The following is a 13,466-nucleotide window of genomic DNA, read 5'->3' on the forward strand; positions in this document are numbered from 1 at the left end:
CAAACGAAATGATATTAAAATCAAGCGATTGGCCGGAAAAATAGACCGGGTACTGGTGGATGCCCCTTGCAGTGGGCTCGGAACATTGCGGCGCAATCCGGATTTAAAATGGCGTCAATCCCCGCAAAGCATCGAAGAACTCAAAATAAAACAGGCGCCATTCTTTCAGCAGCGGCTGTTCGCTCAAACCTGCGGACTATTGGTGTATGCGACGTGCAGTTTTCTACCAGAAGTAAACCAAACCATCATCAGCGATTTTCCGGCCGCACACCTCATTACCTTGTTAAACTGCACAGAATTATTGTCACAACAGAAAATACCACTGGATACCGGTGAGCGATCCCTGAAATTGCAAAACTATCTCCCAAATCGCATCAAACTGATGGTTTCAACTTCGCAAACTGGAGCTTTAACGCGTACCGTTGTCACAAAACCGGAATAAACGGATCAAGTAGCACCAGCTTTCTTTTACTAGTCGATTGTAATAACACCGGCAGAATAATCAACACACAAACCAGCGTAAGAAACAATCCGACTGTCAACAGCAGCCCCATACCGGCGGTGCCTTGGTGTGTGGAAAATACCAGACTGCCAAACCCCACCAATGTTGTTAATGCACTGTAGTAAATTGCGCGTGCTGTACTGGTATGCAATAAATTCTCGTACACCACGCCGGTATTACGACTCCTGTGCACCATGTGCAAGCTGCTGTCGATGCCGATACCCAGTAATAATGGTAAGGCGATAATATTGGCGAAATTGAACGGTAGGCCAAGCAAAACGGTGCAAGCGCCCGTGAATAAAGTCGCCAGTAAAAGCGGTATTAATACCAGCGCGGTAGCGGTGACACTTCTGAGCATTAACCATAACGTCAGGATGACACCCAGCAGCGCCAATGAGAAAGCATGTATAAACGCATCCACCACCGCTTCACCGGCTTCCAGGCTAATGACCGGTGCCCCGGTTGCATTGGGTACCACACGCTGCACCGCATGAACAAATCTGCGTAGTGCATCATTGTCATTAATATTTTCCGATGGATAGACCGCGATGCGATAAGCATCATCGTGACTATGCCAGTGCGCACTGATCGTTGTCGGCAATGTGTCTTGCGTAAAGGGTTTTGCTTCCAGTGCCAGCTGCAGCCGTTTGATCGAATCAGGCAGCAGGCCGATCAGATCTTTGCTGAGGGTATTTAATAATTGCTCCGCTGCCTGCGCATTTTCTATCGCACCTTTATCCAACCGTGCCAGTAAATCAGACAATGAAGAACGCAGTACGTGAGCGGCAGCGATAGCAGAATGACCTGGCTGCTCGGCTATAAACCGGGTTAATGCATGATTTAATTTTTCCAATGCCATGCGTTGCTGCGCAACCGTATAGCGATCCGTTTGCTGAAATGCTGCCGGGGAAAAAGAAATCGGTCCAAGCGTCATTGCCATTTCCTCGATCAAAAGACTTTTTGCTTCTTGTTCCTGCGGCACCAGATCAAGAATACTGATCACTTTATCCACTTCCGGCAAGGCTTTAAGTCGTTGCACCACGGATTCCGTTTCCTGAAATTGATCAACGAGTATATCGATATGCCAAGGCGAATCTTCCGTGTTCTTGAGTAATTCCTGAAAAGTCAGCACCGACTCAGCACGTGGGTTATTCAGATTCAGCAAATTATAATCAAACCTGATATGTGGTAATGTCACGGCAGAAGCCAGAATAGCAATCGTTGTGAGTGCATATACCGATTTACGAAAGTGTCTGGGTAGGTCCAGCATGCGGTTGATCGATGTAATGGAAGTGGATGAACTTCTGATGCGCATGGGAAAAAATCTTTGCAAGGCAGGAATCAGTGTCATGGTAATCAAAAAACTGATCATCATTCCTGTCCCCGATATCAGCCCCAGTTCTGCAACACCTCTGTAAGTCGTTGGCATGAATGCATAAAAACCGATTGCGGTGGTGATTGCACAAATCAACAATGATTGCCCCATATCTCCGCCGGTTTTATGTAAAGTCTCGGCAACGGATTGGCTATGCTTCCTTAATTCTTCATACCGCAGCAAAAAATGAATGGCATAATCAACCCCGAGACCGATGTATAGCACAGCAAATGCGATCGAAATCAGATTCAAATATCCCACAGCAACGGTAGCAAATGCTGCTGTCAGCAACAGGCCAAGAATCAGACTCAGTATTACTGTTAACATCGCTCCGGCAGAACGCAGCGCAATGAACAACACGCCGGCCACCATGACGAGCGCCAGTAATCCAGCATCCTGCGCACCATGCATGGCACTATTCAGTTCGTCATGAGCCAGCGCCACTTCACCGGTTATACGCAATTTCTCCACGGCATCCGCAGTCAAACCCATATCTTGAGCGGCTGTACGAATTAATTTGATCGGTTCTTCAGCAGCAAATATTTGAGAATAATCAAGCTTCGGCTTGACTACAACGAATTCCTGGTAGCTCGCTTTTTGCGCTTCACCGCTCAAGAGTGCCTGCCATGATAATGCGCGGGACTTACCAGCCAATTGCGCATCGATCGTTGCACTGACCCCATTCATTACCGGCTCCAACTCTAACGTGCGGCCAGTCCTTAACTCATCGATGGCTTCAGTGAGTATGGAAGAAAAGGTATACAGCGTAGGATTTTCCGCGATGCGCGCAACCAGGGGTTGTGCTGTCGCCAAGTGATCGGTAATACGACCTAATTCCGATATGCTCTTGAAAAGTAGACCATTCTGTTCAAAGAAAGAATCCCCGCTTAAATAATAAGTGTTCGGAAATTGAGCGTTATTTTCTTGCAGGTAAGTAGTGATACGTTTTGCCGCGGCGTGCGCTTGCTCCGGTGTGGGTGCGTCCAGTACCAGCAATAATGTGTCTTCGTATTGGGAAAATGATTGTTTATAGCGGATATGATTGGCACGAAAAGGAACATCCTCGGAGAGCATGTCTGTCGTATCGGTGTGCACTCCAAGATTATTGGCTGTATAAATCGCACTCAGTGCAGTCAATGCCAGTACGAACAGAATGACTCCAATGGCATGCTGATAGCAAAATTCGGCCCACCGTGCAAAAATCCGATAACTACGACTGTGTGATTTTTCCACGCTTAGAAAAATCCTTTAACGGGCCTGTTAGGAGAAAGTGCAATCATCCTATTGTTAATTCTGCCGCGTCTGAATAATCTTTTCCTTCAGCAATTCAATTAGTGCTTGAAAGCCATCCCGCTGCATAATTGCGCGATACTCTCCGCGTTTGATGGCAAGATCACTCACGCCATCAAATAAGATATTGACAATACGCCAGCGTCCTTCTGTTTGCTGTAGAACATAGTCAAAATTCACCGTACCGCCATCTGATTTAGTTAATTGGCTTCGCACCAGTGTTTGTTCGTGCGGCAAAGCTCGCTGCTCAATCACTTCGAATTGTTCCCCTTCATATTGATTGAATCGCCCTGCATAGGTAGCAATACTCAGTTGGCGGAATGTATCAATAACCAGGTTTTTTTGTTCTTTATCCAATTGCGCCCAATAGGTTGCACCCAGTATCGTTTTAATAATCAATTCAAGATCATGAGATTGCTCAATGACAGGTTCCAAGAATTTAAATCGCCCTTCGTAACCCAGTTGCTCACTTTCACGCATTACCTGAAGTAAGGAAGATTGTAATTTTTGTATCACCTGCTCCGGACTCTCGGGTACTGAATCGGATGCGCTGAATACCATCGAATTAGCTGACAACAGCCACATCCCTATTAGGCACCACGCCATTAATCTAATTGATTTAATTGTTAATTCTACTTTCATATCGACGATCTTTCCAACAAGCACGTTCTCCACGCCAGTATCGTAGTGCTGATGTCCAAGTCATAGCAAGGTACAATGTACCGATGATAGGCAATGCGAGTCCCCAAAGTGGAGAACGTTGATAATAAATTAAAGTTGGCATATAGGTAATAAACATAGCCACCCATGCCAGTAAACTTACCATATAAATTTCTTGAGCCAACAGCAGCAAAAAAGCCAGCGGTGCCGCCCAGAACATCGACACCATGATCAATGTACAGACAGCAAGCAAAATAAACGAATACCTTAACTGCGTATAAGCCGTTCGAGTCACCATTTCCCAGATGGGCTTTAACGCTTGGTAACTACGATGACTACGTGCCGCATGACTCAATCCTATCCAGGTACGGTAACCTGCGCGCTTAATATGCGCCGCTAACGTGCAATCATCGATCAATGCATCATGCAAATTGGCAAAAGCACCTACTGTGCGCAATGCTTGTGTTTCCACCAAAATACATCCCCCTGCAGCTGCGGCAACTCGTGAAGTTGGCCTATTTGCTAGCCCAAAAGGATATAACAATTTGAAGAAAAAAATGAACGCCGGCATGAGTAAGCGCTCTATAAAATTCTTCATGGAAGGTTTAGCCATCAATGAAATAAATGCGAGATTCTCATCCTGCGCTTTTCGCCGCAGCTCAGTAACAATTCCAGGCGTCAACTCAATATCAGCATCCAGCAACAGTGTATAAGGCGTCCTAACTGCCTTGAGTCCCTGTTCAAGCGCCCAGAGCTTTCCGCTCCATCCCGCAGGGGGTGCGCTACCGGATATGACCTGCGCACCACACTGCCTAGCTTGTTGCGCCGTATCATCATCTGACTGATCATCTATTACGATGATACACGCCCCCTCTCCCTGCGCTTTCACTCCATTCAGTGTATGTTGAATATAGGGGCCTTCATTGCGCGCGGGAATCAAGACTGTAATATCACTCAGTAAGGTATCAGAATTTTCAGAAACTCCAACTTCTACCTTTTCACGGGTACTCCAAGGACACCACGGAAACAGTATTAATGACCACCAACATAAGACACCGAAAATAGACAGATATAATACGAATTCCATCATCATTCTTACTTGTAGCAAATGCTATCAACCAGTGCCGATACCCTGTATCTGCTTATTTGTTAACCAGTGTTACCGGTATATCAGAAAGTTTCTTCGGCATTTTATTTTCTCCCGCTGCCCATTTGGGGGCAGGCTCAGCCACCATCGGGCCTGTCGTTCTCGGTCCTTTTAGCGATGCAATCAGTGCCTTCCATGGATGTTGGAGTGTATCTTCAACCGCGGTTGCTTCATATCCACAGTGCGCCATACATTGTGCGCATTTCGGATTATTTGCCGTACCATACTTTTCCCACGGCGTATCATCAAGAAGTTCTTTGAAGGTTTTTGCATAACCCTCATCCGATAACAAGTAGCAAGGCTTTTGCCAGCCAAACACATTGCGTGTCGGATTACCCCATGGTGTACATTCATAATCCTGATTTCCCGCCAGATAATCCAAATAAAGCGCTGAGTGGTTCAATCTCCATTTCCGCTTTAGTTGCTTACCTAACTCAAAAATGCCACGGAACAATATTTTTGTATCCTGGCTTTTGATAAACACATCTTGCTGAGGTGCCTTTTCATAGCTAAACCCAGGAGCAATCGTTGCTGCCTCAACACCCAACTCCATCGCATAGTCCAGAAACTCGGCGACATCCTTCGGTGTTTCGCCTTGAAACAGCGTACAGTTCACAGTAACTCTGAAGCCTTTATCCAGAGCCAGCTTTATCGCCTCAACCGCACGATCGAAAACACCATCCTGACAAACCGACGCATCATGACGCTCTTTCATACCATCCAAATGGATTGAGAATGTTAAATACGGTGACGGGGTATAGTCATCAATCCTTTTCTTTAACAATAATGCGTTGGTACACAAGTAAACATATTTTTTGCGCTGAATGATGCCCGCAACAATCTGCGGCATCTCTTTATGTAGCAGTGGCTCCCCGCCTGGAATTGATACCATCGGAGCGCCGCATTCATCGACTGCCTGCATACACTCTTCGTATGAGAGACGTTGATCGAGAACATCTTCCGGATGTGCAATCTTTCCACACCCCGCACATGCGAGATTACAGCGAAACAAAGGCTCCAGCATGAGCACTAAGGGATATTTTTTTACTCCCTTCAGTTTTTGTTTGATTAGATAACTGCCAACTGCAATCTGTTGACGTAAAGGAACTCCCATGAGAAAACCTCCAAAAGTACTTCAAAAGCAAGTAATGACTTACACTACTAAGAATTATATAAACAGAGCCCGTGATGTTGAAACTAACTAAAAGCTCATATGGATAAATAAAAATTCCAAAGAAATCCAGATACTAAGAAAATAGAAGCTCGCAACAAACAATATCCACTATTGCTAACCTCTGCACATTTCCACAATTATCTGAATAAACTCTGAAACCGGTTTTTATTTGAGCGCTCAACTATAGAACATGACTTCTTCTATAGCAAATTTTTTTAAATCGCCTCAACACCTATAACCATCCGACAAATCAAATACATCATTTTACTTACTTAAGAGATTCTTATGTACAAATAAATACACCAAGAACTGCAAGCTCTTGGTGTATTTAAATACTGACAAATCTATTTTTTTATTCTTAGAAATCAACACCCAGTGCACGCAGTGTTCTTTTATTCAGCTTACCTGCCGGGATGTTATTTTGTTTTTGGAAGCTCTCAATAGCAGAAACTGTTTTAGCGCCACTGACACCATCCACCGGGCCAGGATTAAGCCCTGCATTCACAAGCGCTTGCTGTACTTTGCGCATAATCACAGGTGTGATTTTTACAACATCGTCCCCATCATCAGCCACCAGTACTTGGGCGGGAGCTGCAGCACCTTTACTGGTTGCATCAGGCATCTCAGCAGCGGACTCTAGACTCTGTATACTTTGAACTTCTTCAATTTTGGTAGCTGGTTCAGCGGGTGCAGGCGCACTTGCTGCAGGTGCTGGTGCTGGTGCTGGTGCTGGTGCCGGTGCAGCAGGTGCTGCCGCCACTTCTTTGCTTCCTTCCTTACCGGGCAGCGGCTTTTTCTCAAAGATCGGCTTACATGCGAATAACAGACCTGTTACTAACAAAAGAATAGCATAAGCTGCTAATGTACTGATCTTGCTAGATTTCATTATTCCCCTCCGTGAGTAAATAAATTTAAAAATCATTAATCGTGAAAAATATACCGTAATGATAAAATGAAATACTTTCAATACCTTACTTAATTAGTCCTAGAAGCCATAGAAATACATTTGATTTTATTTGTAGTAGCATGGACTAACCAATGATGTTGCGATGTGAACTATCACACTTTTCTGAAAATAACGCAATCTGAATACGTTAATGAACGCGCTAACACCTCATAAAAAGTATTTATTTCTAATTGGTTGTGGTCACAGCCACATTTCCATTATCAAAAAACTGGGCATGTGTCCTCCCCCAGATACCACAGTCACACTCATCAGCACTGATGCGCTCATACCTTATTCTGGAATGCTGCCAGGGTTAATTGCTGGCCACTATACTTTTGAAGACTGCCATATCGATTTACAGAAACTTTGTCAATGGGCCGGTGTTCAGTTTATTCGCGGCAAAGTTCAGCGCATTGATCCGCTGAACAAGAAAATCTACTGCCATCAACATCCATCTTTGCAGTACGATGTGTTGTCGATTAATATCGGTTCTCAGCCAGCAGTGAATGATATTGAAGGTGCCAATGAACATGGCTGCCCCATTAAACCATTTCAGCAATTTCTTGATCATTGGCAGCACTGGCTTAAAACAGCTCAGACTATGAATACCAGTACATTACATCGAATTGTAATGATTGGAGGCGGGGCTGCCAGTATTGAGATATTGCTGGCAATGCATTATAAACTTCGCCATACCACTTCTATTCATGCAAGCTTTACTTTAGTTTGCGCCAATCAAAATATCCTAAGCTCATACAATGAACGCGTGCAGGCGTTTTTCAAGCGCCACCTAAAAACACTCGGCATCACTATCCTCAGCGGAAAACATGTCACTGCCATCAATCAACATCAACTGACGCTGGATGATGGCACGATCCTGGATTATGATTTTTCTGCCTGGGCTACTCATGCCGGTGCGCAATCCTGGCCGGCAGAAAGCGGATTAAAGTGCGATGACAAAGGGTTTATTCAGATTGACCAATATCTCCGCAGCGTCTCACATCCGAACATATTTGCTGTGGGCGATATCGCTGCTTTCATGCCCACACCCTTGCCTAAAGCCGGTGTTTATGCAGTTCGTCAAGGACCGATACTGGCAAACAATATTGCCGCCACGCTTAAAAAGCACCCGCTACTGGCTTTTAAACCGCAAAAACGTTTTCTGAGCTTATTAACTACAGGCGACCGTCATGCCGTCGCTTCATGGGGCCCGCTATTTGGGCATGGAAAATGGGTCTGGTGGTGGAAAAATCATATTGATCGTGCGTTTATGGCACATTCTAGCCAAAACCGATGATAAGCAAAATAATCGCCAAGCATCCATTAGAACTTACGTAACGCAACAATGGCACAAAAATCAGGATTTAACTAATTGCTAAGATTAGAGATATTGCTATTCCAGACGATATTCGATACTGGATGTTGGCGTCAGTATCAGAGGCTTGCCTTGCGAAACACCGTTAAATGATGGCAGCACTGTTTCCAGAAATGGAATGGAATTTGCCGATCCGGTTTCAGTATGGGTAAAACCTGCGTTGCGTATCACTTTCTTTAAATTGAATGACGATACTTGAGGATCGAATACAAAGATCAAGGTATTTGTAATCGCTAATATATTACTTGTACTGAATGATGAGAACGCCCCTCTCCTAGCACTTAAATCAGTGAACATCGAATTGACCACAATCACCAATTCTTGCCCGCCAAAATAGGCTGTTGCATCAATCGACTCTAGCAATCCAGGCAAGCCATCCACCTGCGGAACCCCAGAATATCCAATGGCCGTCACGCTATCGATACACACGTTACGATCACTATTGACAATGCGAGGAATACCGCCGGTTAGACTCAGTCGAAATATCCCACCACCAACATCTTCCACCACCTCAAATCTACTCTCGATTGGAATACCGCTCGGTGTAATGTCATTAATATCTATTGTATTCAGGCAGGTAAATCCACTGTATGCAATGGATATTCCAAAGACATTGCCCTGAAGCAGGAAAGATAATACTGTGAGCACCAGTATCCGCAGCATTTTCATCAATTCACCATTTGTCATTCACATACCAAACTGTGCAGTTTGGCAAAGGTATCGCCGACATATTGAATCTGTTCTGTCGTGTGAGCGGCGTTTACACTGCAGCGTACAAGTGATTTACCTTCGGGAGCGGCCGGAGGCAATATCAAATTGACATAAATATTATGTTCAAGCAAATTTTGCCAAAGCAGGAGTGCTTGTTGCGGTGTATCAAGCATGGCGGCAATGACCGGTCCAGGGTCCGGACCGAGCGTATAACCTGCTTCTTTAAGCTGTGCATAGAGTTGCGTACAGTTACGCCACAATTGTTTACGCAAATGACTGCCTTTACGCAATAATTCCAATGCTGCACGGGTGGAAGCAATGGTTGCGGGCGATGGTGATGCGGTAAAAATATAAGGATGGCTCACATAACGCAACTGTTCAAGTTGCGGGTGATTACTGACACAATATCCCCCGATACTGCACAGGCTTTTGCTGAATGTCCCCGTAATAAAATCGACTTCTTGCAATAATCCGGTTTTTTCTACCAGACCTTGCCCAGTTTCACCCAGTACCCCCAGTGAATGCGCTTCATCGAGAAGCAAAGTACCGCCATAGGTATTCTTTAATTTAACAATTTCGGCGAGTGGTGCCTGATCACCTAACATGCTGTATATGCCTTCAGCAATAATCAGCGTCGTTTCAACACGATCACCTAAGCGGCGCAGGCGTTTCTCCATATCAGCCATATCATTGTGCTTGAAGCGAATGATATCTGCGCCACTTAAAATACAACCGTCATAGATACTTGCATGAGAATCACCGTCAATCAATACGGTATCTCCAGGACCTACCAGGCCTGAAATAGTCCCTAAGTTAGCTTGATAACCCGTAGTAAAGACGATACTGGAACTACATTGATAAAAGTCAGCGAACTCTCTTTCTAATGCGCGATGGCCAAAATAACTGCCATTTGCCATCCGAGACCCCGTAGTACCGGTGCCTTCTTTATCAATTGCTTCATGCGCTGCACGAATACATTCAGGCGCGAAGGTCAATCCCAGATAGTTGTTAGTGCCGAGCAGCAATACACGGCGATCGCCAATCCGCGCTTCTGTAGCCGAATAAACTTCTTCTATCGGGATACCAAAAGCACCCACACCATCGGGCAAAAGCGCTTTTCTTGCAGCCGCAGCTGCGTCTAGTTTTTCAAGTAAATTCATTATGATGCTGATTTAATTTTGTGTACTAAGTCGGCCAGTTCGCGCACAGTCTGAATATCTGTTAATGCATTAATAGGAATTGAGACATCGAAAGTATCTTCAATCTCCATAATTAAATTGAGTAGCTTAATGGAGTCGATCGATAATTGACTAATCAGGTTCGTTTCGGAAGTAATCTGAACATTAGAATTCGTTAAACTACTTAGGCGATCACAGAGTAACGTCATGATCTCATCGTAATTACTTTCAGTCATAGGTTAATTCAGCGTGGTTAAATTTTAGAGTTAGATTACTTCAGATAATACATCTTGTAAACGGATACTCGGTTGCCACGCGGGAAGCGCATGGCGTAGGGGAGTATTATCACATACCCAGTCGTTATGTTGTAACTCATTAACTTTTCCTGGAGTCAGCATGGGAGAATAATGAAGTAGACGAGCAAGCCAAAGATTGGATGAAGCGATACCCCGGATAAGCAGATCCGGTATGGCAACACAATGAACAGGGCTCTTCCATACTTGCTGCGCTATGGCAACTAGACTCTGATAACTGTATCCGCCTGGTATACCGTCATCAAGTTCAAAGATCCCATTGATGGCTTGGTCGGATTCAAGCCAAGCTTGAATAGCCGCAACCAGATCATCGACATGTATTAATCCGAATCGATTATGAATTTTTCCAACGACCGGCAATATTCCGCGGCGCATTGCTTGAAAAAGTGGCTTTAATTCCTTATCCCCCGGACCATAAACAGCCGTAGGTCGAAATATTGCCCACCGCAATTTCTCTGAATATTCCATGAGCGCTTGCTCAGCCAAATATTTGCTTTGTGCATACCATGATAGCTCTGGCTGCCGTGCCGCTAAGGATGAGATTAACAAGAAACGGGAAGATTGTGTTTGCTTAGCCTGAGTAAGAGCGCATAAAATATTTTTAGTACCTTCAATATTTGTATGCGCGAATTCTTGAAAGGAACTCCCTCTTACCGTTGCTGCACAGTGGATAACGAACGCTACACCATCAACTAAATGATGCAACGCCGCTAGGTTATTGAGATCGCCTTGAATCCATTGAATAGATTCATTGGTTGAATAATGGCCAGTTCGCGTAAGTGCACGAACTGTCCATCCATTCTGAATCAATTTCTGTATCAGTACATTGCCAATGAAGCCAGTAGCACCTGTTACGGCTACTAATTTTGGCATGCGCTTTATCTGTCACCTGATTCTACAAAAGACAATTGACCTACTGCCAAGCTTGTTCTTTGAATATAACCTTGTCGCGCTGCAAAACGTGAAAGTTTCCCAGAAGAAGTCCGCGGCAAGGTATGCGGTGGAACCAATTCAACAACGCAATTGACTCCAAATGCCATATATACAAGCTGCTGCAATCTAACCGTTAGTGATTGTCGCTCTGTCACTGCTGTCAACCTGCACTCGATGACGAGTACGATAGTCGTTGTTCCATCTTCATCATTGACGCCGAATGCAGAAGCCTCGCGTGATCTGACTTCAGGCTGCTGCTCAGCCAGCTCTTCTATATCTTGTGCACGGATATTGCGACCATTAACAATAATGACATCAGTACGACGCCCGGTGATAAATAGATCGCCCTCAAGCAGGAATCCAATATCGCCAGTATCTAACCAGTTGCCGGATTTAAGCGCTTTGTTAGTTTCTTCAGGATTGTTATAGTAACCCGTCATCACACTATCGCCATGAACCAGAACACTGCCAACCATCATTTCTGATAATTGTTGGCCATCCTCATCGACTATCTTAACGATATGTCCAGGCAATGGACGTCCACAATTTACAAATTCATTTTGCTTACGTCCCTCAGTCTGCAACCGGGCAGCCATTCTCTTATCGATCAGCGTCTTGCTATCTACTTGTATACTTTTGCATCCTTCACCAATTTTTGAGAAAGTGACTGCCAACGTTGATTCTGCAAGACCATAGCATGGCAAGAAAGCGTTCTCATCAAAACCGGCTGATGCAAATTTTTCCGCGAAGTTTCTCAAAGTTTCCGGCCGAATCATTTCGGCCCCAATACCTGCAGCCCGCCAACAACTGAGATCCAATTCCTTGAGATCAGATTCCCTAACACGTAAAGTACAAAGCTTAAGGCCAAACGGCTGACTGAATGCCACGGTACAACGGTTGCGACTAATTAAGCGCAGCCACTGCAAAGGCCGAATTGCAAAATCCCGCGTTGCCAAATAATCAACAGAGATTTGTGTAACCATCGGCGCCAAAACTAAACCAACCAATCCCATATCATGGTAAAAAGGCAACCATGATGCAGAACGATCACCAGGCCTTATCTCCAGTCCATTCCTTACAATACCTTGCAAGTTACACATCAAGGCTCGTTCGGTAATAACCACACCCCTAGGAGTACGTGTACTACCCGATGTAAACTGTAAATAAGCAGTCTCGTCAGGATGATTAGGCTGTAATTCTATCTCTCTAGCAGAGAGCTCATTTAATTTCCCTGGTGTTCCCACCCACTGTATACCGGTTGCCCCTTCCACAGCTTCTTCCAGGAAATTAATATAATCAATATTCGCCAGCGCAATACTCGCTTGACTGCTTTCAAGCATACCTCTTAATTGCTGAACATATATTGCATGGCTGCCAAGATTGACCGGAATCGGCATCGCAAAAGGCACTAAACCAGCATAGCGACATGCAAAAAACAACTCGACAAATTCTGGGGAAGTATCAGCAATAATTGCTACTCGACTTCCACGGGGCAAATCAAAACCAGATAAACGCTGAGCTAGTGTACGAGCGTTCTGCCTAAGCATGCTGTAAGGCAGAATCGAACGTAAGTTACCCCTTGCGTCATAAAAGTTATACCCTGTCGTCCCCTCCGCCGCATATTCTAAAGCGCTCGTTAGGGTATCAAAACCTGCTAACCGCTGAGCTAGTGTATTGAGCGTCGGTGTCGGTGTTAAATGTAATTCGCTTGAAGGTTGAGAATCAAACGCTTGCGTTAGCGGAGCGTTCAACTTGGTTATTGTCGAACTCAAGATCTTCCCCTCGAAGTAATAGTACTTGTCATCTTACTCTCCTGAGCAAGAAATTCTGGTTGAGCGTGCCAACTCCGATTATTAATCTT

General features: G+C 44.8%; 11 protein-coding genes and 1 pseudogene. 2 read left to right on the forward strand and 10 right to left on the reverse strand.

The genetic code is table 11. The features are described 5' to 3' along the window. Positions 1-442, forward strand: a pseudogene (locus Q0K92_RS09290) (SAM-dependent methyltransferase); the annotation flags it as partial. Here the strand turns inward: Q0K92_RS09290 and Q0K92_RS09295 are convergent. From Q0K92_RS09295 to Q0K92_RS09315, 5 genes are all read right to left on the reverse strand, one after another. Then, entirely contained in the window at positions 426-3,110 is a 2,685-nt protein-coding gene (locus Q0K92_RS09295) for an MMPL family transporter (protein WP_297325527.1), read from the reverse strand. The pseudogene Q0K92_RS09290 and the gene Q0K92_RS09295 sit on opposite strands and share 17 nt — an antisense overlap. Before the next feature lie 54 nt (positions 3,111-3,164). Further along, on the reverse strand, positions 3,165-3,809 hold the full coding sequence (locus Q0K92_RS09300) for an ABC transporter substrate-binding protein (RefSeq protein WP_297325528.1): 645 nt from the start codon (positions 3,807-3,809) through the stop codon (positions 3,165-3,167). Beyond that, positions 3,787-4,914, reverse strand: a complete 1,128-nt coding sequence (locus tag Q0K92_RS09305; RefSeq protein WP_297325529.1) for a glycosyltransferase — start codon at positions 4,912-4,914, stop codon at positions 3,787-3,789. Before Q0K92_RS09305 ends, Q0K92_RS09300 begins: the two co-directional genes overlap by 23 nt. A gap of 55 nt (positions 4,915-4,969) precedes the next feature. Beyond that, a complete protein-coding gene (gene hpnH / locus Q0K92_RS09310; protein ID WP_297325530.1) occupies positions 4,970-6,088 on the reverse strand; it encodes an adenosyl-hopene transferase HpnH in 1,119 nt (372 codons plus the stop codon). Between the two features lie 418 nt (positions 6,089-6,506). Beyond that, positions 6,507-7,034 carry a peptidoglycan-binding domain-containing protein gene (locus tag Q0K92_RS09315; protein ID WP_297325531.1) on the reverse strand — a complete coding sequence of 176 codons (528 nt, stop codon included), beginning with the start codon at positions 7,032-7,034 and terminating at the stop codon, positions 6,507-6,509. 211 nt (positions 7,035-7,245) lie between these two features. On the opposite strand from Q0K92_RS09315, the gene Q0K92_RS09320 reads away from it, so the two are divergent. Next, positions 7,246-8,391, forward strand: coding sequence for an FAD-dependent oxidoreductase (locus Q0K92_RS09320; protein WP_297325532.1), 1,146 nt, complete (start codon positions 7,246-7,248; stop codon positions 8,389-8,391). A gap of 96 nt (positions 8,392-8,487) precedes the next feature. On the opposite strand, the gene Q0K92_RS09325 is transcribed toward Q0K92_RS09320, so the two are convergent. The 5 genes from Q0K92_RS09325 to Q0K92_RS09345 are packed head-to-tail and all read right to left on the reverse strand — an operon-like array spanning position 8,488 to position 13,377. Then, positions 8,488-9,156, reverse strand: coding sequence for a hypothetical protein (locus Q0K92_RS09325; RefSeq protein WP_297325533.1), 669 nt, complete (start codon positions 9,154-9,156; stop codon positions 8,488-8,490). Continuing rightward, complete coding sequence (locus tag Q0K92_RS09330) at positions 9,153-10,340, reverse strand: aminotransferase class I/II-fold pyridoxal phosphate-dependent enzyme (protein WP_297325534.1); 1,188 nt, start codon at positions 10,338-10,340, stop codon at positions 9,153-9,155. Before Q0K92_RS09330 ends, Q0K92_RS09325 begins: the two co-directional genes overlap by 4 nt. Further along, positions 10,340-10,567 (reverse strand): acyl carrier protein, encoded by a 228-nt coding sequence (locus Q0K92_RS09335; RefSeq protein ID WP_297325535.1) that lies wholly within the window; start codon positions 10,565-10,567, stop codon positions 10,340-10,342. The genes Q0K92_RS09330 and Q0K92_RS09335 overlap by 1 nt, the downstream gene beginning before the upstream one ends. A gap of 57 nt (positions 10,568-10,624) precedes the next feature. After that, positions 10,625-11,545, reverse strand: coding sequence for an NAD(P)-dependent oxidoreductase (locus Q0K92_RS09340; protein WP_297325536.1), 921 nt, complete (start codon positions 11,543-11,545; stop codon positions 10,625-10,627). Between the two features lie 5 nt (positions 11,546-11,550). Next, positions 11,551-13,377, reverse strand: coding sequence for a fatty acyl-AMP ligase (locus Q0K92_RS09345; protein ID WP_297325537.1), 1,827 nt, complete (start codon positions 13,375-13,377; stop codon positions 11,551-11,553). Positions 13,378-13,466: the final 89 nt, after the last annotated feature.

Source organism: Nitrosomonas sp. (assembly GCF_024282095.1).
In the GTDB taxonomy this organism is placed as follows: Bacteria; Pseudomonadota; Gammaproteobacteria; order Burkholderiales; family Nitrosomonadaceae; genus Nitrosomonas.